The following is a 25,566-nucleotide window of genomic DNA, read 5'->3' as shown; positions in this document are numbered from 1 at the left end:
AGCCTAAAATAGGAATCTTCCGCCAATCCTTATATCTAAATAATTTGGAGTTTTGCGTGAATTTATTTGTTTTAGATTAAGGCTTGATTGAATAGAAAAATCTAAAAAATGCAATATATTCATTCCACCTGTGAGTATTAATCCATATGGATTTGGTTTCATATCAGACATGGCACCAAATCGAAAATCTACATATGAAGCATCAAGTATAACTCCACCACCAATCATCTGACTTTTTTTGTTTGGATTAAGTGTTGTATTTGGGATGATATCTATATCAGCTAATATTGTAAATCTCCATAATTCTAGTCCAATCCCAGCTCTTAATTGCGTATCTAAATCAAATTTACCAATTGAAGTGTCAATTTTTGGTGTATTGATATTTTTACCAACTATACCAATAGAAAATCCAGATATTTTATATAATGCACCTATATCAATTCCAAATGTATGGCTTTGCTTTGTATTATCTTTTAGATTGAAATTTAATTTTATATTATCTAATGAAAATGTTTGACTTTGAAGCATGCTTGTTGCATGTATATATTTTGCACTTGCACCTAGATATAAATCACCAAATAAAAAAGGAATACCCACTCCATAGGCTATTGGGATTTCAACAAGTATAAGTGTATTTGTATTTAGATTATGTTTTGCACTGCTATTTAATATAGAGCTTGAATTATAATTACTCTCATCTGATTGAGTAAGAGAAATATTATTATGATTTATATCTACTTTATAATAATTACTGCCATTTTGAATGATGAGTTTATTGTATTTTTTATCCATTTCAAGATTTAAAAAACCACTTGCATTTACAAGCATTCCAACCCCAAGGCTACCAAGACCAACAGGCGCATGAAATACTAATCCATTATTACTATGAATCTTTAAATCATTGTTTTTAGTAGAATTTATAATAGTTTGGTAATCATCTATTAATCTATCAAGATGTTGGTTTGCACCACGACTGATTGTAATTCCACCAATAGATTTTAAAATATCTTTAAAATCTATGCCATTGCCATTTGCTTTATTTATAGTCTCTAATAAACCTGGTATTTTATTAACATCAATATTATCTATGATACTACTTATTAAGCTTACATCAACTCCACTTTGTCCTGTTTTTGTGACAGCAGATTCTAAATCTTTTTTAATTGTATTTATTTTATCTGCATTAGCTGGTTCTTTTAGTTTATCTATGGCTTCTTGAACAGAAGTTATGTTGCTATTACCATTGCCTAGCACTCCTGTTAGATAAGTTTTGAGACTTTCACTATCTTTTATTCCACCATTATTACCCATATTTGAGAGTATTGTTGTTATCTGCCCTAGATTCTCAAAGTTTTTTGTATTTGCAGCCCTTAAGACAATCCTACTATTTGAGCCATTCATTATACTTTTAATTTGATTTGGAAAATTTTGTATATTTTGATAGTCAATATTTGCTAGTTCTGTTAGATTATTTTCTCTAAATCCAGCACCAAAACTATATGCGATATTAAACTTATTATTTACACCAAGTAAGGCAGGATTATAATGCACAGCCCAACTATTTTTTGTATATGCTACGCCCGCTCCACCAACACTTGCAGGAGTATTTCCCATAATATTAAATTCTAATGCGTTAATGAGGCTAACACTAATTAGAAGCGTGTATATTGTTTTCATTGATAATCCTAAAAACTAAATCCCCCACCAATTTTTACACCAAATTCAGTTGGAATCTTTCTACCATTTCCTTTTGTCATATTTGTATTTGAAAATAATGATATATCAATTACTTTAAATCCAAGACCACCATAGATAAGCCAACCTTCAGCTCCATTTGCAAGATTTTTAGCAAGTCCAAGTTTTATATCCATAAATGTAAAATCCACATCTCCACCAAGTGAGATATATTGAACTTGTTTTTTACCCATTGTATTATCTAAGCCTCTAAACTCAGTATTTGGCTTTAGGTCTAAATCAAGAGCAATTGTTGTTAATGGAATGGCACTTGTAGATAAACCAAGTCTATATTGTGAATCTAAGCTTAGTTTTTCAATACTTCTTGTGTTGATATTTGGTGTATTTAGATTCTTTCCTACTATGCCAATTACAAATGTATTAAATGGCAATGAATAAGCCAATCCAACATCAACTCCAAATGCATTTGTGCCAATGCCATTTTTAAATTTGAGTGCTTGATTGAAAGCATTTTGCATAGCATTATTACCACTAAAATCATGGCTTGCTATACCATGCTTTGCATTGATATATTTTGCATTTATACCAATACTAAAATTTCCAATGACACTAGAGATATTTAGTGCATAACTTAGTGGAATCTCTAATAACTCTAATCCATTTGTAATCAGCTTTGCATCTAAATTGTTGTTACTAGTATTGCCATTAGCTAGAAAATTAATAGTTCCAATTTTTGTATAAAATGCTCCAATTCCTATAGTAGATGAAAATGTATTACCATATATAAGTGGAATCTGTATAGCTATGCCATTTTCTGATATTACATTTAAGCTATTATCATTTAAAAAGCTTTTTGCAGTTTCAATGTTTAGATTTGATAAATTACCTACATTGTATTCTTTATATCTAAGACCAATTGAATATCCAACATTTATACCAGAATCTATACCAATTAAGGCAGGATTGTAATATGCAGAAAATGGATTTGAGCTTAGTGCGACACCACTTCCACCCATACCAAATGCCTTATTTCCCATATAACCAAATTCTAAAGAATATAGACTTGTTCCAAAAAATATAGAAACCAATAAAAACTTTTTCATTTTTTATTCCATGAAATGATATTTTAAATAATAGAAGTATTTTAAATCTTGAAACTTCTATTGCAAGATAGATTATTTACTCTCATTAATAATTAGTATATCATATTTTGATATTTATTATTCATTTAAAATTATTCAATTAAATCGTTAGATTCTATTATTTTTTTAGTTTTGCAATAAATTTAATTTTTATTACTTAAAACTTATGTGAAATTAAACTCTAGATACTTTATATATCTCTAATTTAAAATATTATTATCTTCATCAAAAAGATACTGCGTATATGGGATTATTTTGATTTTTGTATCTTTTTTTATCAAATCTTTATTATCAATGATTGCAAATGAATTGCTTTTTAATAGTGGGGCAATTTGTGCGCCTTGGTATTTACCATCATTATATGCTTGAAAATATCCATTTTCATAATATCCTAAAATAATATGCGAAGTGTTTTTTGAAGTTTTAAACTCATTTTTATTTATAGCTATAATTGGTTTTAAATATAAATTTTTGCTTCCATTAAATTTTTGTATAAGTAGCGGTAAGTGCAAAGTGTATTGGATAAAAGCAGCTATTGGATTGCCAGGAAGTGAGAGTATAAAACTATTATTTTTTTTAGAAAATATTACAGGGCGACCAGGCTTGATATTTGTAGAATCTAGCAAAATATCAGCATTTATATTTTGTAATACTTTATGCATATAGTCTTTTTCGCCTATACTAACTCCTCCACTAGTAATAATAATGTCATATTTATCTAGTGCTTTTTCGATCTTATTTTGTATATTTTTTTCTTTATCGCTTAAGATTCCACCATATTTGATTTTACAATTTAGGTTGCTTAGAGCAGATTTTATTAAATATGAATTAATATCATAGATTTGATTTTCACCTAGTTTTTTATTGATATTTGTTATTTCATTTCCACTGCCAAAGATAATTATTTTTACTTTCTTTTTTACTTTTATTTTATTTATTCCTTGAGAGGCAAGCAAAGCTATATTTTGTGCATTGAGCAAACTTCCACTGCATAAAATAACCTTTCCACTTTTATAATCTTCACCTTTAAATTTTATACATTGATTTAGATTTGGGGTTGTTTCTAATATTATTTTATTATTATCTAATTTTACACATTCTTTTGGTATCACAGCTTGCGTATTTTTTGGGATTTTTGCTCCTGTTGTGATTTTTATCGCTTCGTTATTTTTTATTTCTAGATTTGTCTTATCACCTGCAAATGCACTATCTTTTAATTTATATGTTTCAAATCCAATTTTTATTGCATACCCATCCATAGCGGAATTATCAAATCGTGGGATATTGTATCTTGATTTTATATCGCAACTTAGGATTCTATTTAGTGCATTATCAAGATTTATTGTTTCTTCTTTTTTTTGTTTCACTTCAAGTTCTTTTATAAAAATGAAAAAATCACTTAAATCTGGCATATTTAATGTATTCATTTTATCTCCTTAGAATTCCATTATTCTTATCATTTTATAGCTTTGTGTGATTTTTGATACAACAATATCAATATCATCAATTTTATCAAATGTTATGGCACATAATTCTCTTGCTTTTACTTGTCCAAAACCAAGTGATAATAATGTAAAAGATGGCTTTATAAATCCAAGATAACATTCTTGAGCACTTTGAATATAAATATCATCAAGATATAGATTCTGGATTAGATTTCTTGTATTTATATGTTTTAGCCGCAGTGGAAGTGTATTTGGCGCAAAATCTTTTGCAAATAAATCTACATCATCGCCAAGATTGGCTTTTAACTTTTCATATAAAGTTATATTTGTATAATCTGTTTGTATAGTAGAATCTAGGGCATTACAAAATGCTTTGCTAAAGTCTTTTTTATATAATCCAGATGTATAAATTTTGTGACTTAGAATCAGTCCCATTCCATTTAAAAGCCCAAAAGTTACACCATTTATAAAATAAATATGAGATTTTGGCAATGGCATATTTAGCCTATATAAATAGCTGATATCAAGGGCAAGTGTGGCATTATAAACTTCATCTATTTTATTTATGCTAAAAATATCTTCATTTATACTAGGAAGTATTATCAAAGTATCAGAATCTACATTTTTATCAATTTTGCTAATATCTAAGTCTTGCAATGAAATTACATGTGATTTTATATGATTTTTTAGTAAGTTAATTGCTGTCCTAATCTCATAATGAAGCGATGCAGTATAATATATCTCTTTAAAATTTAAGAAAAATTCTATAAATCCAGAGCTAGAAAAATTAAAAGGTAAAGCATAATTTGTATTAAATCTTTGTCTTAATTTTTCTCTAAAAACTTCATCTTGAGATTCTTTTATTGCAATTGAATTAAAATTAAAATCACTAAATACTAAAGCTTCTTTATTTATCTTTGGATTCTGTAAAAAATCTAAGCGAATTTCTTTTTCCATCTTTTTACCTTTTTATATCACTATTGTCCAAATAATTTTTAAAGATTCTATCCATCTAAACATAGAATCTAATATTTCATATTTTATTATGATAAATAGGAGCTTAACATATAATATTTTTTTGGATTAAAAGTATCTACTAGCTTTCTTGGTGCGCCCAATCTAAAGCAGTCATATGAAATACTGCAATTACCCATATCAAAGCATTTATAACCTTTCATAATCAACTTAATCCCTAAAATCTTAGCTGTCGCACCAAGAGCCAAAACAAAACAAATATCATCAGATTCTAGATTTTGTGCGATTTTTAGTGCCTTTTTATACAATTCATCAATCTTGCTAAATGCACTCAAACTAGGCGCATCACTTATGCGAATAATATTATTTGCACTCTCTAATAAATCATTATAAACGCCAAAATAGCTATTATTACCTTCAATTACTATGACGGTTTTATTTTGCCAGAGTGTTTTCATTGGTTCTATTACATTTTCCAAATAAAACTCAAACATTTTCTTACCAATATCTATATCAAGATAGAATCTAGGATTTTTAGCTATTTCAAACTCTAGAATCTTTGATTCTACCCCCCCCCAATTGATGCGAAAATGCGTAGTATTCAAATGGTGAATTCCTAAATAATGTAGCATCAAAATAAATATAATCTTTAGGAATGTATTTCATTATAGTAAAGACATCTAAATTCTCACATGCATAGAAAAATCCACTTTTATCAGAAAAATTATGAACTATCAATGGCAATAAACCAACTGGTATATTAAGCGACATAGCACGATATGTTGCCTCTAAAAGTGCTTCTTTTAGCTTAGGGCTATTTTTATGCATACCACCAACAGGTCTATCTGCTAATATATGCATTTCACCATCACCTAACCGAATAAAGCTTTGATTGCTTTGTGTTAATAGTCTAATACTTTCAAGCATATCTAAAACTTTATACTGCCCTAAAATCTCTTTTCTTAATAATGCTTCCATACCAAATCTAGTATTTGCGCTATGTATTGGTATGGATTTGTTTATCATATCAATTGAAGGTCGTTGTATTAACTTAAATATTGGATAAAATATAGAAAAGTAAATCCATTTTAGTATGACGATAATTTTATTCATTTTCCTTCCTTAAATATTTGTATTTTGCTTTCATGACATGCTTTTACCTTAGCATTCTTTTATTGTCTTCTTTTTTTATATCACCATAATTATCCAAATAATCTAAATAAGCAATGATATATTTTCTACTTATATTAAAATGTTTTTTAAAGCTAGCAATATCAATATATCCTTGAGTTTTTATAATATCTCTTGCTTTTTGCATGATTTTGTTTAATTCTGTTGTTAATATAAAAATATTATGACTTAGTCGCACTACTTTTTTTGTTTTTGTTAGATTTTTAAAGATATCATCACCTAGTTTTCTATCAATATTTAAATCATCATATATATTGTATGGTGCAATTGGTGTCATCCCGCCATCTTGAAGAATTTTAAGTATTTCTTCTTTTGCATAAGAAAATACATCATCAATATTACTTTTTGTGCTTATATATAAATTTGGTGCAGATTTTTTTATGATTCCTTTAGATTCTAGCTCTTTTATCACTTCTTTATTAAAGTTTGGCGAACTCCATTTTAGCTCATTGCTTATACTATTTGCACTAAATATTGCATTTTTGTTTTTTTTTATCAAATTTAATATAGTATTTTTTACAATATTTTTAGATTCTAGATTGTAAATCACAAGAGAATCTTTATCGCAAAAAATATCATCAATATTTTTTGCAATCTCTACACATTCACTTGATGTAAGATTAAATCTTTGTAGTGATTGTAATAATCCAAAACCACATTTATGCGCATCTATCAATATTTTAAAGGCATTTTTAAAATCATCATCATATAAATATTTTAGATATTGTATTTTTTGAGCTTTTTTCATAGGGTCTGTGATTGGATTTAGTATCATTCCACCACCTATAGTTTTCATATTGTCTCTTAGGATAAATCTCTCTTTAAAAGTGCTAAATATCACTTCATCAAGTTTTAATGTAGCAAGGATTCTAGTATCATTTTCTTCTAAGATATTTATCGTTGCATTTATTTTTTTAGAACCTATGAAAAATACAGCATTTTGATTATTTATGATTTTTTGGATAGGAAATATTACACAATCAACTCTATCAAACCCACGCAAGATTCCCTTTTTGCAAAGTAACATTCCTTTTTTTAGATTCTCTTTTGGTATTGTCAGATTTAGTGCAATTCTTTGTGCTATTGTCGCATTTTCTACTTCTTTATCGTGATTTTGTAAGTTTTTTATTATCGTCTCTTTTCCTAAATCACATACAAGAATCTTGTCATTTTTATTAATTTGTCCGCTTAAAATTGTGCCTGTTACAATACTTCCAAAACCTTTTTTACTAAAAACTCTATCAATATAGTATCTAAAAAATTTTCCACTTTCTTTTTTGTTATTTTTTAATTTACTTAAAATTTCTTTAGCATTTTTTATTAGTTCAGCTTTATGTATTGAGAATTCACTTATTTCTATTAGATTTAAATCTAGCTTTTTTATTAATTTTATTATCTCTTGTTTTACTTCTTTTATTCTCTCTTTTGTTGCTAAATCACTTTTGCTAACAAAAACTAATACTTCTTTTATACCTAGCAATTTTGCAATATTTAAATGCTCTATACTTTGTTCCATTATACCATCATCAGCAGCAACAATAAACACCAATATATCTATGCCAAATGCACCAGAAATCATATTTTTTACTAGTTTTTCATGTCCTGGAACATCAATAAAAGATATATGATTATCTCCTAGAATAACATTTGAAAAACTAATATCAATAGTCATGCCTCTAGCTTTTTCATCACTTCTTATATCGCCATCATAATTATTTATTGCTTTTATAAATGAAGTTTTGCCGTGGTCTATATGTCCAGAAAGTCCTATTATTAGATTATTCATTTTCTATTCTCATATTTTTTATAGATTCTAAGATATTTATTAGGTTTTGTATTTCATCATCTTGAATACTCCGCACATCTAGTGTTACTTTATTATTAAAGATTCTAGCAATAATATAATTTTCTCTTAAAATCCTCTCTAGCTTTAAGGCTTTGATATTATCTATTTGCAATGTTATTCCAAATGATTTAAATTCTTTATTTGGTAGGCTTCCACCTCCAGCTAAGCTATTTACTTCTATGATTTTTGGATTAAAAAAAGAAGGTATTTTTGAATGCAATAATTTTGCTTTTTTATGTAAAGATTCCAAATCTTTTCTTAGCATATTTATTGTTGGAATCTCATCTATATTTTCGGTGATATATCGTTTTAATGTGGCTTGTAATAATAAAATAGTAATTTTATCCACTCTTAATGCCCTAAGCATATGATTTTGTTTTAGCTTATCAATCAAATCTTTTTTACCAAGAATGATTCCAGCTTGAATAGAACCAAATAATTTATCTCCACTAAAGCTAAGCAAAGATGGTGGATTTTTACAAATCTCAAGCAATGAAGGCTCATTGCATTCTATCCCTTTTATATATCCACTTCCTAAATCATAATAATCTATCAAATCAAATTCTTTGCATAATTTGCTAATCTCTTTTATATCAACTTCACTGCTAAAACCTAGAATCTCAAAGTTTGATTTATGTGCTTTCATGATGATTTTTGTATGCTCATTTATTGCATTTTTATAATCTTTTAAATGAGTTTTATTTGTAGAGCCTACTTCTATTAGCTTTGCTCCTGCGCTTTTCATGACTTCTTGGATTCTAAAACTTCCACCAATTTCTATTAATTCGCCCCGTGATACGATTACTTCTAAATCTTTTGCAAATGTATTTAGTATAAGCAAAACTGCAGCAGCATTATTATTTACAACCAAAGCACTCTCTACATTAAACATAGCCTTTAGCATAGAAGTAAGATGATCATATCTCTCACCCCTTTTACCTTCTTTTAAATCATATTCAAGATTGTTATAGTGGCTTAAAAGCGGTATGACTTCATCCAATAGATTCTTATGAAATATACTTCTTCCCAAATTTGTTTGCAATACCACACCTGTAGCATTTATAATTGGTTTTAGTGTGCCTAAAGTGATATTATTGTATTCACTCATTATTTCGCTTTCAATAGATTCTAGATTGTAGTTTTCTTTATTTTTTATTTTTTCTCTAAGATTGTTTATTTTTTCTATTGTTATATTTTTTAGGATTGTTTTATTTGTGTTTTTAAAGATTGGATTTTTTAGAATCTTTTCTATTTGTGGAATTTTTTTTAAGTCTTGCATTTACTAATACCTTATTTTTTTAAAATTGTATCATTTATAAAATAAAATGCTAGAATCTAATAATACTTCGCAAATCAAATATGGAAGGCTTGCAATTCTGGTGAATGTCACAGACTTCAAATCTGATGTGTGGCTAAGTGTTTAGTCGCTGGGGAGTTCGATTCTCTCGCCTTCTCACCAAATAAAATATTTTAAAACAAAATCTTAGGAAATATAATGAATATAAAAAATTTAGTTGAATTCATGGATAAAAATGCACCTTGTTTTTTAGCTACAAAAGGCACTTGCGGCAATCCTAGAATCCGTCCATTTCACTCTCCTTTATTATTTGATAATAAAATATATTTTTGTTCTAATTATGAGAAAAATTTAATAAAACATATTAAAGCACATAATAATATAGAGATTAGTTGTTGTAGCGATGATGGAGAGTTTATTCGACTTCGTGCTAAAGCAAAATTTAGTGATAATCAAATCATAAAAGAAGCTATGTTTGCTAAATTTGAATTATTAAAAAATATTTATAGTGATGCTAAGAATCCGGCTTTTTGTTTAATTTTGCTTGATGAAATATCAGCAATAAAACAGAATCTAAATGGTGATAGAGAGTTTTTTAAAATATAAAGATTCTCTAGAATCTTTATTATATAAGGTTTGAAAATGAAAATTAAATTTAATGCAAAAGAAATAGATACAAAAATTTCAAATAGTCTAGATTTTTTTAAAGAATTTAGCAAAGATGAAAATGATGTTTGGATAATAAATGGCTTTGCTACAAAAGAAAGTTATCAATTAAAAGATGGTGATGAATTATTTTGCATACCAAAAAATACACTTCCTCCAAAAGATGCTCTTGATGCGATGATGAGAGCTAGACATACACCAAAATTGCATGATAAATTAAAAGTTTGTAGTGTGGCTGTTTGTGGGCTTGGTGGGCTTGGTTCGCATATTGCAATAATGCTTGCACGAAGTGGAGTAGGGAATCTTAATCTAATTGATTTTGATATAGTTGAGCCAAGTAACCTTAATCGTCAATCATATATGATAGAGGATTTGGGCAAATTTAAAACAGAAGCATTAAAAGAACAAATAAGCAAGATTAATCCATTTATTGAGGTTAGAATCCACACTCTTAGAATTGATGAAAATAATATAAAAGATTTATTTGTGCTAGATGATATTGTGTGTGAAGCATTTGATAGTGCTGCTGCAAAGGCAATGTTGGCTCAAAATTTTCATAAATATTTTGAAGATAAAATTCTTATTTGTGGTTCTGGACTAGCTGGATATGGAGATTCTAATAGTATTCAAACAAGAAAAATTGCAAATAATTTTTATGTATGTGGGGATTTAGTAAATGCAGCAAAACCAGGAAATGGACTAATGTCTCCAAGGGTAAATATCTGTGCGGGTCATCAAGCAAATCTAGTATTAGAATTACTTGCAGATAAGTAAAACTTGTAATAATTACTACATTTTTGCTGTATTTGTGTTTTTTAAAAATACTAGATATGTTAAAACATGATAAATATATGATTTTTCTATTAGATTATTTTATATGTTGCATAAATTCAGCTCTACTTCTAGCATCATCTTTAAAAACACCTCTAAGGGCGCTTGTTATAAATTTTGCATTTTTATTCTCAATCCCTTGCATAATCATACATAAATGTGTCGCTTCTATGACTACCATCACACCGCGAGGTTCTAATTCATTCATAAAAGTATCTGCAATTTGTGTGGTTAGATTTTCTTGAATCTGTAATCTTTTTGCAAATATATTTATAAATTCTACAAGCTTTGAAATGCCAATAATCTTTTTATTTGGAATATATCCAAACGAAATAGTCCCAAAAAATGGCAATATATGATGTTCGCACATTGAATAAAATTCAATATTTTTTAATACAATCATTTCATTGCATGAATGCTCGCTAAATGTATTTTGTAATATTTCTTTTGGATCTTTATTGTATCCACTATATAATGTATCCCAAGATTTTATTACACGATTTGGGGTATTTAGTAATCCTTCTCTATTTGGATTCTCACCAATTTTATTAAAAAAATCTATAAAAAAATTATTCATTGCCAGTTACTTAGTAGTGATTTGATTCTATTATCTATGCTCGGGTGTGTGCTAAATAGCTCTTTTGGATTGAAAATATATGCCTCATTTCTTGTTGGATTGATATCAAGATTCTTATAATCTGTTTTATTATAATTTTGACTAATCTTTTGTAATGCCCTTATCATAGGCTTATTATCATTCATTATATATGCGGCTCCACTATCTGCCATATACTCCCTGCTTCTACTTAATTGCATTTGTAGCAATAATGTAATAATTGGCAATATAAATTGCAATACTAAAAGTATGATTTTTGCTATATTTGCTCCACTATTTTTATTATTTCCACCAAATAAAAATATAGAATAATTTGCTACAAGCAGCATTATATTGCTTAACACTCCTACACTAAGCGTAAGTCTAATATCACCATGCCTAATATGACTTAATTCATGGGCTATTACTGCTTTTAGCTCATCATTTGATAGATTCTCAATTAGTGCTGTTGTAAGTGCTATGATTGAATTATTTTCATTCCATCCACTTGCAAAGGCATTCATATATGGTGCTTCCATGATATAGAGTTCTGGAATAAATGTAGTTTTAGAATCTCTTATTAAATCTTCTAATAAGCCATATATTTCTCTTTCTTTTCTACTTAGAACTTTATTTGGATTGATTATTTTATATTCACTTCCACTAAGCATAATCTTTTTAAAATTACTAATCATAAATAATATCACACATATTGCAATAATAAGCATAATAAAAGTAACAAGTGGAAATTCCCTAAAGCTTAGCAATGCGACAAAACCACTAGATAAACTTTGTGCATTAATCCTAACTATATCAACAAGCAATCCAATAAAAATAAAAATCGCTATATAGGTTAGCAAAACTATATTTGTTTTAAATCTATTTCTTGCTATTACCTTATCAAAACCCATTTAATTATCCTTGATTTCAAGCTCTCTATTTGCAATTAGATTAAGAAGTATTGTAGCATAACTGCCTTTTGGTAGCGAAAAATTAAACTCTCCATTTGCAATTTCTTCTTTATAGTCAAATTCAAGATGATCTATAAAAATCCATGCAAATCTTCTAGAGCCAATTTCACGATTTAACAAATTATCTACAAATTCACTCTCAATTTGTCCTGCTAAACCTTTTGCCAAAATACTTTTAGCGCCATAGAGCAATCCTGTTGGTGATATTTGATGATTATAAAATCTAATATTATTTTGTATATCATCATTTATAAATAGCTTTCCATGTGGATAATGTTGCATCACATCGCCATCTAGAATCTTAAAAAAATGCTTTTGATTTTTTAAATCTTTTATGATTTTAGATTCTATTTTTAAGGCATGAATAGAATCTTGCAAACTAAAATCATTTACAATGCGACTTATTTCTATCCGCTTTTGTAGCCAATTATTAAATAAATGACTTTGATACGCACTAATTAGAAATTTTGATAGTTTTTTATCTCTTATTTTTAGTTTGTTTTGTAGCAGGGCTTTGCCATCATCATAATTATTTCCATTATTTCCAAACCTTTGGAATCCAAAATAATTAGGCATACCAGAATCTAAAATAATCTTTATGATATTTTGTATTTTATTGCTATTGATTTTATTTAGTTTTTTAATACGAATAAAAAATTTATTTCCTTTTAAATGCCCTATTTTTATCTTATTATCATGATAGGTAGAATCTAGAATCTTTATATTTTCTATATCAAGGGATTCTATATTTTTAATAAATTTTTTATTGATTGAGATATATTGGATGCTTAGGGCATTTTTATCCTTTAATCCTGCATAGCCTATATCACTCTTTTTGATATTTAATTTTTTACTAAAAATATTTAGCAAATCAAATGTGCTTAATTCTTTTTTTCTAATTTTTAATATCAAATGCTCACCTTTGCCACTAAAAGGGTAGAGTGGAATCTCTTCTACAATAAAGTTTTTAGCATTTTTTGTAAAATGAAAATCAATTGGTGAGTGATTTAGATGTGATAGTATATGATTTCCTTAAAAATTAGATTTTGCAAGGATAGCATATTTTTTAAAATTTTCATTGCCATAAAGCTTATTTATAAAGCAAATAAAAAGCCTAATATTGCTTGCAAGATTCTTGTTATAATAAAATAAGGCAATGTTTATAAAGAAAGTTTGGTTTTAATATGGATTTATTTATTTGTAAAGATGAAGTGATTTGTGGGATTGATGAGGCAGGGCGTGGCTCTGTGGCAGGTAGCTTGTTTGTATGTGGTGTAAAGTGTAGCATAAATGATATTTCAGATATTAGGGATATAGATGATAGTAAAAAGTTAAGTAGAGAGAAAAGGGATAGAATCTTTAATTTGGTTAAAAAGAAAAATCTTGCATATTTTGTGATGAAATTTAGTGCAAATGATATTGATAATCATGGAATCTCAAAATGTATGAATGAGGGATTATCAACGATTATGTATAATTTAGATTCTAAGCGATATTTATTTGATGGAAATACTAATTTTGGAGTAAGTAAAATTGAATGTATCATAAAAGGTGATAGCAAGATTCCACAAATTTCACTTGCAAGTATTATTGCAAAAAGCCTAAAAGATAAAGAAAGTGATGAATTACACTTAGCTTATCCACTTTATGAAATAAATAAACACAAAGGATATGCTACAAAAAAACATATAGAATTAATAAATTTATATGGTTTATCACAAATCCATAGAAAAAGTTTCAAAATAAAAAAATATTATAGATAACATATTTGAAAAGTGTTAAAATTGATATACATTTAAAGTATAAGGAGTAAAGTGTGAGAGAAATTCATTATAAAGATATAGTCTCAAGTGTAGCAAAACTATGCATTGATGCGTGTTGTATTCAAACAGATGGTATTAAACAAGCTTTTAGTGAAGCCAGGGAAAATGAGACTTCACCTCTTGGCAAAAGTATATTAGATAAGCTTATTGAAAATGGGAAAATAGCACAAGATACATTTATACCAATATGTCAAGATACAGGAATGGCAGTAATTTTTTTAGAGTTAGGGCAAGATGTAAGAATTGTTGGGGGATATTTAGAAGATGCGATAAATGAAGGTGTAAAAGAAGGCTATGTTGGGGGATATTTAAGAAAATCTGTAGTTGAAGAGCCTTTATTTGAGCGTAAAAATACCACCAATAATACCCCGGCTGTGATACATACTAGAATAGTTAAAGGTGATAAATTAAATATTACAATGGCAGCAAAAGGTTTTGGTAGTGAAAATAAAAGTATATTAAAAATGCTAGTCCCAGCTGATGGGATTGAAGGTGTAAAAAAAGTATTTAGCGAAGCTATTAATCTTGCAGGTCCAAATGCTTGTCCTCCTCTTGTTGTTGGTGTAGGAATCGGTGGAACTATGGAAAAAGCTGCATTACTTGCAAAAATAGCAGCAGTAAGAGAAGTAGGCTCCCATAATAGCGATAAAAGATATGCAAAATTAGAAGATGAATTATTAGAGATTGCAAATAATTCTGGAGTAGGACCACAAGGTCTTGGCGGTAATACAACTGCATTTGCTGTAAATGTAGAATGGTATCCAACCCACATAGCAGGATTACCTGTTGCAATAAATATTAATTGTCATGCTGCAAGACATGCTCATATAGAGCTTTAAAAAAATACAGGAGAGGTATAATGGAAATAAGACTAAAAGCACCATTTAGCAAAGATGATATAAAAGATTTGAAGGCAGGAGATAATGTTTTAATTACTGGGAGTATTATTGCAGCTAGAGACGCAGCACATAAAAAAATATTTGAAGCATTTCAAAATAATCAGGAATTACCAATAGAATTAAAAAATCAAACTATTTATTATCTTGGTCCAAGCCCTGCAAAACCAGGCGATGTTATAGGTGCAGCAGGACCAACTACAAGTGGGAGAATGGATAAATATACCCCTATGATGCTAGATTTGGGTATTAGTGGGATGATTGGTAAAGGTTATAGAAGTAAAGAAGTAATAGATTCTATAATAAAGCATAAGGCTATATACATGGTAGCAATCGGTGGAGCAGGAGCACTTATATCAAAAAGTATTAAAAAATATGAAGTTTTAGCATATCCAGAGCTTGGAGCAGAAGCTATTGCAAGACTTGAAGTGCAAGATTTTCCTGCAATTGTTGCTATTGATTCTAATGGCGTTAATTTTTATGAAATTGGACAAAAAGAATATAAAAAATAAAAATTTATATTGCATAGTATAAATAATTTAAATTTCATTTTTTTACTTGGTGCGATTTTTAATTGCACCATACTTCTTTCTAGATTTAAATAATATTTATTTTGAGTTTTTAAGAATTTTTATATAAAGTAATAAAATTTTTTTTAAAGGTATATAAAAATGAAAATTCCTTACTTAAAACAATTTCCAGATGATAAAGGATATTTTGGTAAATTTGGCGGTGCATTTGTCCCAGATGTGATATTAAAACAAATGAAAGAGATAAACGAAGCTTATGATTTGATTGCTCAAAATTCGGATTTTATAGCAGAACTTAGAAAAATAAGAAAAGATTTTCAAGGTCGTCCAACGCCACTTTATTTTGCAAAGAATCTAACACAAAAATATGGTGGCGCTGGAATCTATCTAAAAAGAGAAGATTTAAATCATACTGGAGCACACAAACTTAATCATTGTATGGGTGAAGCACTTCTTGCTAAATTTATGGGCAAGAAAAAGCTTATTGCTGAAACTGGAGCAGGACAGCATGGTGTTGCTTTAGCTACGGCAGCTGCATATTTTGGAATGGAATGTGAAATACACATGGGTGAAGTTGATATACAAAAAGAATATCCAAATGTAGTAAAAATGAAGATTCTAGGTGCAAAAGTCGTGAGTGTTGATTTTGGTGCAAAAACACTAAAAGAGGCTGTAGATTCAGCATTTGAAGCATATTTAAAAGATCCTATAAATTCATTATATGCTATTGGAAGTGTTGTTGGTCCGCATCCATTTCCAAAAATTGTCCGTGATTTTCAGCTTATAGTTGGGATTGAAGCAAAAGAACAATTCAAAAATATGACAGGTGAATTACCAGATATTATTACTGCTTGTGTTGGTGGTGGCAGCAATGCTATGGGTATATTTGGTGCATTTATTGATGATGAATATATTGAATTAGTTGGTGTTGAACCGCTTGGCAAAGTGGAATCTAATAATATAGAGTTAGGCAATCATGCCGCAAGTCTATCTTACGGAAGCGAGGGTGTTATGCATGGATTTAATTCTATTATGTTAAAAGACAAAGATGGGAATCCTTCAAGTGTATATAGCGTAGCTAGTGGACTAGATTATCCAAGTGTTGGTCCAGAGCACGCATATTTATTTTCATCTGGTAGGACAAAAGTAGCAGCTATAGATGACAAAGAAGCAATAAAAGCTTTTTTTGAACTAAGTAGGTTAGAAGGCATTATTCCAGCAATAGAATCTTCTCATGCATTAGCTTATGCATTAAAAATTGCTCCATCATTAAAAAATAAGAAAATCTTAGTAAATCTTAGCGGTAGAGGTGATAAAGATATAGACTTTATTATTAAAAATTATGGTAGTGAGTATAATGTATAGATGATTTATCAATAGAATCTTGTTATTAAGATTCTATGATTTTAAAAAAATAAATATATTTTGTTATTTTGTTTTATAAATTAAATTACAACTTAATATTTTTTATATAGAATACGCAAAAAATTGATTCTTAGGTTATGTTTATGAAATATTATAGATTTCTTTTAGTTGGATTTATTAGTGCTTTTTTTATGAGCAGTTTGCTTTTTAGCAATCTTTTTGGAAATGATGGAAATAACTCCAATCAATCAAGGCTTGATGCATATAATAAACTTAGAAATGCGATTCTTGCTGTTGAAAACTATTATGTAGATGAAGTAAAGATTAATGATATTGTAGATAAGGCTATAAGCGGACTTCTTACAAATCTTGATGCACATTCTGCGTATTTGCCTTCAAAAGATTTTCAAGAATTAAGAGTTCAAACAGATGGTGAATTTAGCGGTATTGGAATACAGATTGGATTAAAAGATGGTGCATTAACAATTATTGCTCCAATAGAAGGAACACCTGGTGATAAAGCTGGATTAAAATCTGGTGATATTATTTTAAAAATTGATGATAAAAGCACTTTAAGCATGACAATTGATGATGCAGTTAATTTAATGCGTGGTAAGAAAAAAACTAGTGTTACATTAACAATAGTCAGAAAAAATGAATCAAAACCTCTTGTATTCAAAATAGAACGCGATACAATAGATGTAAAATCTACATATGCCAAAAAGATAGAAAATACAAATTATTTGTATGTAAAAGTAAATACTTTTGATAAAAAAGTTTCGCAAGAAGTGCAAGATTTGATTAGTCAAAATAATCCAAATGGTGTTATTTTAGATCTTAGAAATAATCCTGGTGGATTATTAAATCAAGCAGTTGAGTTAAGCAATCTTTTTATTAAAGATGGTGTGATTGTATCTCAAAAAGGTAAAGTAAAAGAAGATAATGAAGAATTTGTGGCAAATGGAAAAGCAAAATTTGGAGATATGCCTCTTGTTGTCCTTGTAAATGGTGGTAGTGCAAGTGCAAGTGAGATAGTAGCAGGGGCATTACAAGATCATAAAAGAGCTATTATTGTTGGAGAAAAGACATTTGGTAAAGGTAGCGTTCAAGTCGTATTACCACTAGATAAAAATGATGCATTAAAATTGACTATAGCTAGATATTATTTACCTAGTGGAAGGACAATACAAGCAATCGGTATAACTCCAGATATAGTTGTATATCCAGGTGCTGTTCCACAAGATGAAAATAATTTTGCTATAAAAGAATCTGATTTAAAAAAACATCTTGAAGGTGAATTAAACAAGATTGATAATAAGCCTCAAAACATAGTAGTCAATAAAAATGAAGATATGATTACAACAAAAGATATTTACAATGACATACAATTAAAAAGTTCAATTGATGCATTGAAAATATTAATGGTTATGAATAATAAAGATTTAATAAATATTGCAAATAAATAATATTTAATACAAGAAGGTTATATGGATAAAAAACAATTAATCTATGAAGGCAAAGGTAAAAAACTATATAAAACAAGTGATGAGAATCTCCTGATAGCAGAGTTTAAAGATGACCTAACAGCTTTTAATGCACAGAAAAAAAGCTCTGAGGTTGGAAAAGGTTCTCTTAATTGTCAAATTAGTTCTTTGATTTTTAAATTATTAAATCAAAATGGTATAGATAATCATTTTGTAAAACAGCTAGATGAAAACAATATGCTTTGCAGGGTTGTAAAAATCATTCCACTTGAAGTTGTTGTAAGAAATGTAGCAACAGGATCATTGACAAAAAGACTTGGCATAAAAGATGGCACTAAGTTGCCATTTAGTTTGGTTGAATTTTATTATAAAGATGATGCATTAGGTGATCCTATCATAAATGATGAACATTGCAAGATTATGGGAATCTTAGATAATGATGATGATATAAAATATATAAAAGATGTGGCAAGAAAAGTTAATACTATTTTGATAGATTTTTTTGATACTAAAAATGTAAGACTTATTGATTTTAAAATAGAATTTGGAATAGATTCTAATAACAAAATAATATTAGCTGATGAAATAAGCCCAGATAGTTGTAGATTGTGGGATAAAGAAAGTAATAAAAAAATGGACAAAGATATATTTAGAGAGAATCTTGGTAGTGTAGTCGATGCTTATCAAGAAATATTAAATAGAATTAAATAATTTTTTAAGGTAATAAATGAGAGCAAAAATAGAAATTTCACTGAAAAATGGAGTCTTAGATCCGCAGGCAAAGACGATTTTTCATGCATTAGAATCTCTTGGTTTTAATTGCATAAATGATTTAAAAACAAAAAAAATAATTGAGCTAGATTTAAATATAAATAATAAAGAAGAAGCACTAAATAAAGCAAAAGAGATGAGTGAGATGCTTCTTGCAAATCCAGTTATTGAAAACTACAATATAGAGTTATTACCTTGATAGCTATATTACAATTTTTAGGCACAAATTGTGAAATGGATATGGCATATTCATTTAAATTGCTTAATAAGCCATATACTATAGTGTGGCATAAAGAAGAATCTCTCCCAAAAGATACAAGCTTAGTTATTATTCCAGGGGGATTTAGCTATGGTGATTATTTAAGAAGTGGTGCAATAGCACGATTTTCACCTATAATGAAAAGCGTTATTGAATATGCTAATAATGGTGGATTGGTTTTTGGTATATGCAATGGTTTTCAAATACTAACAGAAGCAGGATTACTTCCAGGTGTATTGATGAGAAATAAAAATATTGTTTTTCATTCTAAAATGATTGAATTAGAAGTAGCCTCTATAGACAATAAACTTTTAAAAAGTTATTCACTAAATCAAAAGTTAAATATCCCGATAGCCCATGCAGATGGTAATTATTATATTGATAATGATGGATTAAATAGTTTGAAAGAAAATAATCAAATTATTCTTAGATACACAGATGATATAAATGGCTCTATTGATAGAATAGCTGGAATCTGCAATATCAATAAAAATGTATTTGGTATGATGCCACATCCAGAAAGAGCAATAGAGGAGATTCTTGGTAGTTATGATGGTTTGGCAATGTTAAGGAATATAAGTGAATAGAATCTTATTATTGTTATTTTTACCATTATTATTTTTATTTTCCAATGAACAAGCAAAATTGGTTTATATAAAGCAAGAAAATCTATCTCAAGTCAATACAGATCAAACTTATATTGGTCAAGTTATAGCTATCAAATATAATATACTTGTTTTAGATAATTCCTCCATCAATTCGATAGGTTTTATAGATTCTCCAAAATCAAATGTAACACTTAAAAATCCTAATTCATCTTGGAATAAATTACCTGATGACACTCTAGAGAATATATTTTATTTTAAAATTAATAATTCTAGATTCTCTATTCCTCGCCTTGAAGTGATAGTAGAAAATGGTGATATAGTAGAACAAGAATTAAGTGAAATCATAGAAGGCACAGCTATATCTCTACATAGTAATCACCCAAAATATAGTGGTGTAGTGGCATTTGATTTAAAATTAGGTAATTATAGTGTTAAATTTTATGATCAAAAAAATAATATTGTTATATTTGATTTAATGGCAGAATATGGGAATCTTGAAGATTTTAAGATTCCATTTGCAATAGAGCAGGGCTTTGAGAATAAAAGTTTTAATACAATGAATTCTAATGGTATGTATTATGCAATCATTCCAAATAGTTTATTAAATATTGAATTTGAATATTTTAATCTTAAATCACAATCATACAATACAATCTCTATAAAAAATATTATCAATAAAGACCAAATTAGTATCAATAAAGATATAAATCCTATAAACAAAGAATTGATATTTCAATATTTAACAATTATTATATTTATCTTGTTGTTTGCTGGTTTATTTTTTGTCAAAAAGATTCCATTTAAGTTAAGAGTATCATCTGTTATTATTGCTGTTTTATTATTGATATATTTATTGTTTTCATTTAATTTCAAAAGAGAGATGACTACCATTAGCAATGGTTATATCACTATATTGCCTACGCATAATTCAACTATCATAGAGCAAATAATGGCAAATACGAATGTTGAGATATTAAATACTCATGGTGATTATTATAAGATAATTGCAAGTGATGGAACAACAGGCTGGATTCACAAATCTAATTTAAAAAATGCATCAAAAAAATGAAAAATATAATAAAAATTAATAAGATTCGCGGATTGTGGGCGGTTGTAAGCACTTCTATAATACTTTTAATAATTATAGCTTTGATGTATATTTTTAGACCGATAAATAGAACAATAAGAAAGTTTAGTAAAATATTTTTTTGGATTAATGGTATTAGAGTTGAACGAATCGGTGAATTTGATAAAAATGCTCAAATATTAGTTTTAAATCATCAAGGTATTATAGATATTTGTTATTTTGAAGCATATTATCCATGGGATATATGTTGGATTGCAAAAAAAGAACTAGGTGATATTTTTTTGTATGGGCATTTATTAAAAGCACCTAGAATGATTTTTGTAGATAGAGAAAATAAAAAATCATTAATACATCTTTTAAAAGAATCTAAAAAGAAATTAGATGAAGGTAGAATCTTGGCAATTTTTCCAGAAGGCACTAGAAGCAAAGGTGGTAGGGATTTACTTCCTTTTAAAGATGGCGCTAAGATGTTAATTGAAAAATACAAATTAAAAGTGCAACCAATGGTAGTAATAAATACTAGAAAACTTTTTGATACTACAAAAGTAGAGATAAATGCAAGTAAAGCAAGGGTTGTATGTCTAGATTCATATATGCCAGATTTTTCAAATCCAAATTGGTATAAAGAACTAAGAGATAATATAGAACAAACATATCAAAAGCATTATGATATTATGAATGGAGATAATAATTGAGATTTGTTTTATTATTAGTATTGATATTAAATTTTATTTATGCAGATGATATAAATACACAAGAAGAAAATCAACTCATAGCTCTAAATGATAATCAAAATAAAGACTTAGAATCTCAAAATACACAACAAAGCAACACAAATAAACAAAGCAATATATCCGATTTTTTCCATACTGCAAAAATTTCAACTAATACTTATGGCGCTTTTATGGTTGGATATGAGATGTTGCATAGGAGTTACAATGATACAAGAGATACAAAACAAGGTATATATTTTGAGCTTGATAGAGGTTTTTTATTTATTGATAATATAATACTTTTTGGTTTTTCACTTGATGGGAGTGCTGGTGGATTCTACTCTATTAATATCAATACAAAGATTGGAGCTAGAATCTTTGATGGTAGAATTATACCTAGTATAAGTGTGGGATATGGATTATTAAATCACCAAGTAGGAAATAAGCAATATAATCTACATGGAGCTAACACTACTATTTCTATGTTTTTAGATATTACTAGCGGATTTGGATTAGAAGCTGCATATAGAGTTGGTTTGTATCCATTTAAAACTACACAAAGAAGCAATATCAAGGTAAGCAATATAGGTGCATTTATGGTAAATTTTAAATTTATAGATTTTAGTATATGAAATATATTGTATTTTTTTTATTTTTAACCAGCTTTTTATATGCTTGTAGTGGTGATTGTAGGTCTTGTCACTTATCTTTAGATTATAAAGATTCTAAGCATTCAATAATGCTAAATTGTAAGACTTGCCATACTGATGAAAAACTATCAAGAGTGCAAATGCAAAATTCTTGCGGACAGGATTGTTTTGCTTGTCATAGTGTAGAAAAAATTAATTCTATTCAAAATTTAGAACACTTAGCCCTAAATAAATGTATTGATTGCCACACTTCATTAAAAAACACATTAAGAGAAAAATTAAATAATACAAAGCCTCTATTTGATTTTTTAAATAGCAATAAAAAATAAATATTTAAAGCATTCTTGATTAATAATAATATTATAATTCCATTTTTAAAATAAAAGGATAAAAAATGCTATTAGAATCTAATTTAAATGAAGCAAAAGAAGGTAAAAGGATTAGTGCAAAAGGTTATGCTGTAAATCACAAAAATGACACTTTTAAGCCATTTACTTTTAGCAGGCATTCATTAGGTGATAATGATATTTTGATTGAAATTTTATATGCTGGAATCTGTCATAGCGATTTGCATTCTGCACGAAGTGAATGGCATGAGGGAATCTATCCAATGGTGCCTGGACATGAAATAGCAGGAAGAGTAGTAGCAATTGGTAAAAATGTAGATAAGTTTAAAGTAGGTGATTTTGCTGGGGTTGGCTGTATGGTAAATAGCTGTGGAGAATGTGATGCTTGCAAAAAATCTCAAGAACAATTTTGCCAAAATGGAAAAGTAGTTTTTACATATGATTGTAAAGATTGTTTTCATGACAATGAGCCAACATATGGCGGATATTCAAATAATATTGTTGTAAGTCAAAATTTTGCAATTAAAGTGCCAAATGATGCCCCGCTTGATAAAGTTGCACCATTGCTTTGTGCTGGAATCACTACATATTCACCATTAAAATTTAGTGGTGTAAAAAAAGGTAGCAAGGTTGCAGTAGCAGGTTTTGGTGGTCTTGGTATGATGGCATTAAAATATGCTTTACAAATGGGCGCAGAAGTATCAGTATTTGCTAGAAATAAAAATAAAGAAAAAGAAGCGCTAGATCTTGGAGCTAAAGCATTATATGACAATACAAATAATGTAAGTGAAAGATTTGATTTAATAATCTCTACAATTCCTACTAAATATGATCCAATAGAATATGTAAAACTTTTATCATTTGATGGAGAATTAGCAATTGTCGGATTACCTCCAACAGATGATAATGTAAATATTTCATTAAATAACCTTATATTTAATGCAAACAAAAAAGTATATGGCTCTCTTATTGGTGGAATAAAAGAAACACAAGAAATGCTAGATTTTTCTTTGCAACACAAAATATATCCAGAGGTAGAGATTATAAGCATTAATCAAATTGATGAAGCTTATGAAAAGCTCACAAATGGTAGTGCAAAATTTAGATATGTAATTGATATGAAAACTCTATCGTAATGATACATATAAAGCATTTTTGCTTTATATTGTAATGTAAAATCTTTAATTATCATCTCCTTCATAAACATCTAAAAATACAATATAATGCCATTTCAGTGTTAGTATAAATGTGAAAAATGCCTTAGAATTAGGGCGTAAATTTATAGGGATTGAAGAAGAATTTATAGATATATTGCTTGTAAATTAGAGTTAGATTTTCATCGTAAAATCATAGAATCTAAAATAAAAGATTTGTAATACATAAAAAGGTAAAAAATGTCAGATAATAAAAAAATAACTTATTTAGAAGCGGCAAAAGAAGTGCTAAGTAAGACACAAAAACCACTTACTTTTACACAAATTTGGAATGAGATAGTAAAACAAGGTATAGATAGAAGGCTAGGGGATTTGGGTAAAACACCGTGGCAATCGCTTGGTGCTGCACTTTATACAAATATAAAAAATAAAGGTGATAATTCTTTTTTTATCATTGTCTCAAAGCGTCCAACAACTTTTTGGCTTAAAAGCAGAATTGCCGAACTAGACAACAAGAAACCCGAACAACTTATCCAAGAATCACCAATACAGAAACCAACAAAAGAAAAATTTAGCGAAAGAGACCTGCACCCCTTGCTTGTGAAATTTTTATACGAAAATGAATTTAACGCTTACGCAAGAACAATTTATCACGAAAAAAGCGTTAAAAATGCAAGTGGTAAAAGCAAATGGGATCATCCTGATATTGTCGCTGTTTCCTTTCCTTTTGGAAGTTATAAAAATGAGACTTTAGAATTACTTCAAAATATCGATAGACCAGATTATAGACTTTACTCTTTTGAGCTAAAAATTGCACTAAATTTTAGTAATCTTAAAGAATGCTATTTTCAAGCAGTGTCAAATTCCAGTTGGGCGAATGAAGGTTATTTAGTCGTGTATGAGGAAGTAGATAGCGAAGTATTATCTGTGCTTAGGCGACTCAATACTAGTTTTGGTATAGGGCTTATAAAACTTGAAAGCGAAGTGGCAAGCTCACAGATTCTAATCCAATGCAATGACAATGAATCTTTAGATGTCGAAACCATCGATGTTTTGGTGCGAAACAATAGCGATTTTAAAGACTTTATCAATGATATAAATCGCAAAATAAAGGCACACTATGAAAATATAGGTGAAATAAATTCAAGCTTTGACAAAGTGTTAGATGATGACGAACTTGAAAAATATCTCAAAGACAAACACATAAAATAAAATGAAAAAAATG

27 protein-coding genes and 1 tRNA gene are annotated in these 25,566 nt (G+C 28.2%); 17 read left to right on the top strand and 11 right to left on the bottom strand.

Features of this window, described 5'->3' with window-relative positions:
- Positions 1-3: 3 nt before the first annotated feature.
- The 8 genes from traF (CQA42_RS01640) to selA form a co-directional block, all read right to left on the bottom strand.
- A complete protein-coding gene (gene traF / locus CQA42_RS01640) occupies positions 4-1,677 on the bottom strand; it encodes a conjugal transfer protein TraF (RefSeq protein WP_115582955.1) in 1,674 nt (557 codons plus the stop codon).
- Between the two features lie 8 nt (positions 1,678-1,685).
- A complete protein-coding gene (gene traF, locus CQA42_RS01635; RefSeq protein ID WP_115582954.1) occupies positions 1,686-2,798 on the bottom strand; it encodes a conjugal transfer protein TraF in 1,113 nt (370 codons plus the stop codon).
- 239 nt (positions 2,799-3,037) lie between these two features.
- On the bottom strand, positions 3,038-4,264 hold the full coding sequence (locus CQA42_RS01630) for a molybdopterin molybdotransferase MoeA (RefSeq protein WP_115582953.1): 1,227 nt from the start codon (positions 4,262-4,264) through the stop codon (positions 3,038-3,040).
- Between the two features lie 9 nt (positions 4,265-4,273).
- Positions 4,274-5,239, bottom strand: a complete 966-nt coding sequence (locus tag CQA42_RS01625; RefSeq protein WP_115582952.1) for a hypothetical protein — start codon at positions 5,237-5,239, stop codon at positions 4,274-4,276.
- 86 nt (positions 5,240-5,325) lie between these two features.
- Positions 5,326-5,862 (bottom strand): GT-D fold domain-containing glycosyltransferase, encoded by a 537-nt coding sequence (locus CQA42_RS01620; protein ID WP_181881450.1) that lies wholly within the window; start codon positions 5,860-5,862, stop codon positions 5,326-5,328.
- Positions 5,801-6,370 carry a hypothetical protein gene (locus CQA42_RS01615; RefSeq protein ID WP_115582950.1) on the bottom strand — a complete coding sequence of 190 codons (570 nt, stop codon included), beginning with the start codon at positions 6,368-6,370 and terminating at the stop codon, positions 5,801-5,803. Before CQA42_RS01615 ends, CQA42_RS01620 begins: the two co-directional genes overlap by 62 nt.
- Before the next feature lie 43 nt (positions 6,371-6,413).
- A complete protein-coding gene (selB, locus tag CQA42_RS01610; RefSeq protein ID WP_115582949.1) occupies positions 6,414-8,234 on the bottom strand; it encodes a selenocysteine-specific translation elongation factor in 1,821 nt (606 codons plus the stop codon).
- Positions 8,227-9,573 (bottom strand): L-seryl-tRNA(Sec) selenium transferase, encoded by a 1,347-nt coding sequence (gene selA, locus CQA42_RS01605; RefSeq protein WP_115582948.1) that lies wholly within the window; start codon positions 9,571-9,573, stop codon positions 8,227-8,229. Before selA ends, selB begins: the two co-directional genes overlap by 8 nt.
- Positions 9,574-9,655: 82 nt before the next feature.
- On the opposite strand from selA, the gene CQA42_RS08225 reads away from it, so the two are divergent.
- The 3 genes from CQA42_RS08225 to thiF all read left to right on the top strand — a co-directional run bounded on the left by CQA42_RS08225 (position 9,656) and on the right by thiF (position 11,031).
- Positions 9,656-9,753: transfer RNA gene (locus CQA42_RS08225), tRNA-Sec, on the top strand.
- Between the two features lie 36 nt (positions 9,754-9,789).
- A complete protein-coding gene (locus CQA42_RS01600) occupies positions 9,790-10,197 on the top strand; it encodes a pyridoxamine 5'-phosphate oxidase family protein (RefSeq protein WP_115582947.1) in 408 nt (135 codons plus the stop codon).
- Between the two features lie 36 nt (positions 10,198-10,233).
- Positions 10,234-11,031, top strand: a complete 798-nt coding sequence (thiF, locus tag CQA42_RS01595; RefSeq protein ID WP_115582946.1) for a thiamine biosynthesis protein ThiF — start codon at positions 10,234-10,236, stop codon at positions 11,029-11,031.
- Between the two features lie 94 nt (positions 11,032-11,125).
- On the opposite strand, the gene folE is transcribed toward thiF, so the two are convergent.
- From folE to truD, 3 genes are read right to left on the bottom strand one after another with little or no spacing between them, the layout of a single operon-like run.
- Positions 11,126-11,665 (bottom strand): GTP cyclohydrolase I FolE, encoded by a 540-nt coding sequence (gene folE, locus CQA42_RS01590; RefSeq protein WP_115582945.1) that lies wholly within the window; start codon positions 11,663-11,665, stop codon positions 11,126-11,128.
- Complete coding sequence (gene htpX / locus CQA42_RS01585; RefSeq protein ID WP_115582944.1) at positions 11,662-12,594, bottom strand: zinc metalloprotease HtpX; 933 nt, start codon at positions 12,592-12,594, stop codon at positions 11,662-11,664. Before htpX ends, folE begins: the two co-directional genes overlap by 4 nt.
- Complete coding sequence (gene truD / locus CQA42_RS01580) at positions 12,595-13,677, bottom strand: tRNA pseudouridine(13) synthase TruD (RefSeq protein ID WP_115582943.1); 1,083 nt, start codon at positions 13,675-13,677, stop codon at positions 12,595-12,597.
- Positions 13,678-13,838: 161 nt separating this feature from the next.
- Here truD and CQA42_RS01575 point away from each other — a divergent pair, with 161 nt between their 5' ends.
- From CQA42_RS01575 to CQA42_RS01510, 14 genes are all read left to right on the top strand, one after another.
- Positions 13,839-14,417: a ribonuclease HII gene (locus CQA42_RS01575; protein ID WP_115582942.1), complete on the top strand. Its 579-nt coding sequence runs from the start codon at positions 13,839-13,841 to the stop codon at positions 14,415-14,417.
- Positions 14,418-14,470: 53 nt separating this feature from the next.
- A complete protein-coding gene (locus tag CQA42_RS01570) occupies positions 14,471-15,316 on the top strand; it encodes a fumarate hydratase (RefSeq protein ID WP_115582941.1) in 846 nt (281 codons plus the stop codon).
- 20 nt (positions 15,317-15,336) lie between these two features.
- Positions 15,337-15,885, top strand: a complete 549-nt coding sequence (locus CQA42_RS01565) for a Fe-S-containing hydro-lyase (protein WP_115582940.1) — start codon at positions 15,337-15,339, stop codon at positions 15,883-15,885.
- Positions 15,886-16,044: 159 nt separating this feature from the next.
- On the top strand, positions 16,045-17,268 hold the full coding sequence (gene trpB, locus CQA42_RS01560; protein ID WP_115582939.1) for a tryptophan synthase subunit beta: 1,224 nt from the start codon (positions 16,045-16,047) through the stop codon (positions 17,266-17,268).
- A 143-nt stretch (positions 17,269-17,411) separates the two neighbouring features.
- Entirely contained in the window at positions 17,412-18,734 is a 1,323-nt protein-coding gene (locus tag CQA42_RS01555) for a S41 family peptidase (protein ID WP_115582938.1), read from the top strand.
- A 21-nt stretch (positions 18,735-18,755) separates the two neighbouring features.
- Positions 18,756-19,463 (top strand): phosphoribosylaminoimidazolesuccinocarboxamide synthase, encoded by a 708-nt coding sequence (purC, locus tag CQA42_RS01550; RefSeq protein ID WP_115582937.1) that lies wholly within the window; start codon positions 18,756-18,758, stop codon positions 19,461-19,463.
- 16 nt (positions 19,464-19,479) lie between these two features.
- Entirely contained in the window at positions 19,480-19,722 is a 243-nt protein-coding gene (purS, locus tag CQA42_RS01545) for a phosphoribosylformylglycinamidine synthase subunit PurS (protein ID WP_115582936.1), read from the top strand.
- Entirely contained in the window at positions 19,719-20,369 is a 651-nt protein-coding gene (purQ, locus tag CQA42_RS01540) for a phosphoribosylformylglycinamidine synthase subunit PurQ (protein ID WP_115582935.1), read from the top strand. The genes purS and purQ overlap by 4 nt, the downstream gene beginning before the upstream one ends.
- Entirely contained in the window at positions 20,362-21,459 is a 1,098-nt protein-coding gene (locus CQA42_RS01535; RefSeq protein ID WP_115582934.1) for an SH3 domain-containing protein, read from the top strand. Before purQ ends, CQA42_RS01535 begins: the two co-directional genes overlap by 8 nt.
- Positions 21,456-22,172, top strand: coding sequence for a 1-acyl-sn-glycerol-3-phosphate acyltransferase (locus CQA42_RS01530; RefSeq protein ID WP_115582933.1), 717 nt, complete (start codon positions 21,456-21,458; stop codon positions 22,170-22,172). The genes CQA42_RS01535 and CQA42_RS01530 overlap by 4 nt, the downstream gene beginning before the upstream one ends.
- The gene (locus CQA42_RS01525; RefSeq protein ID WP_115582932.1) at positions 22,169-22,822 is read left to right on the top strand and encodes a hypothetical protein; all 654 of its coding nucleotides are present in this window, start codon (positions 22,169-22,171) and stop codon (positions 22,820-22,822) included. Before CQA42_RS01530 ends, CQA42_RS01525 begins: the two co-directional genes overlap by 4 nt.
- Positions 22,819-23,169 carry a hypothetical protein gene (locus CQA42_RS01520; RefSeq protein ID WP_115582931.1) on the top strand — a complete coding sequence of 117 codons (351 nt, stop codon included), beginning with the start codon at positions 22,819-22,821 and terminating at the stop codon, positions 23,167-23,169. Before CQA42_RS01525 ends, CQA42_RS01520 begins: the two co-directional genes overlap by 4 nt.
- 65 nt (positions 23,170-23,234) lie before the next feature.
- Positions 23,235-24,323, top strand: coding sequence for an NAD(P)-dependent alcohol dehydrogenase (locus CQA42_RS01515; protein WP_115582930.1), 1,089 nt, complete (start codon positions 23,235-23,237; stop codon positions 24,321-24,323).
- Positions 24,324-24,581: 258 nt separating this feature from the next.
- A complete protein-coding gene (locus tag CQA42_RS01510; RefSeq protein ID WP_115582929.1) occupies positions 24,582-25,553 on the top strand; it encodes an HTH domain-containing protein in 972 nt (323 codons plus the stop codon).
- The last annotated feature ends 13 nt before the right edge of the window (positions 25,554-25,566 follow it).

It is taken from the genome of Helicobacter sp. MIT 99-5507 (genome assembly GCF_003364295.1).
In the GTDB taxonomy this organism is placed as follows: Bacteria; Campylobacterota; Campylobacteria; order Campylobacterales; family Helicobacteraceae; genus NHYM01.
The sequence above is the reverse complement of the archived record's forward strand: the minus strand, read 5'-3'. Positions and strand labels throughout refer to the sequence as shown.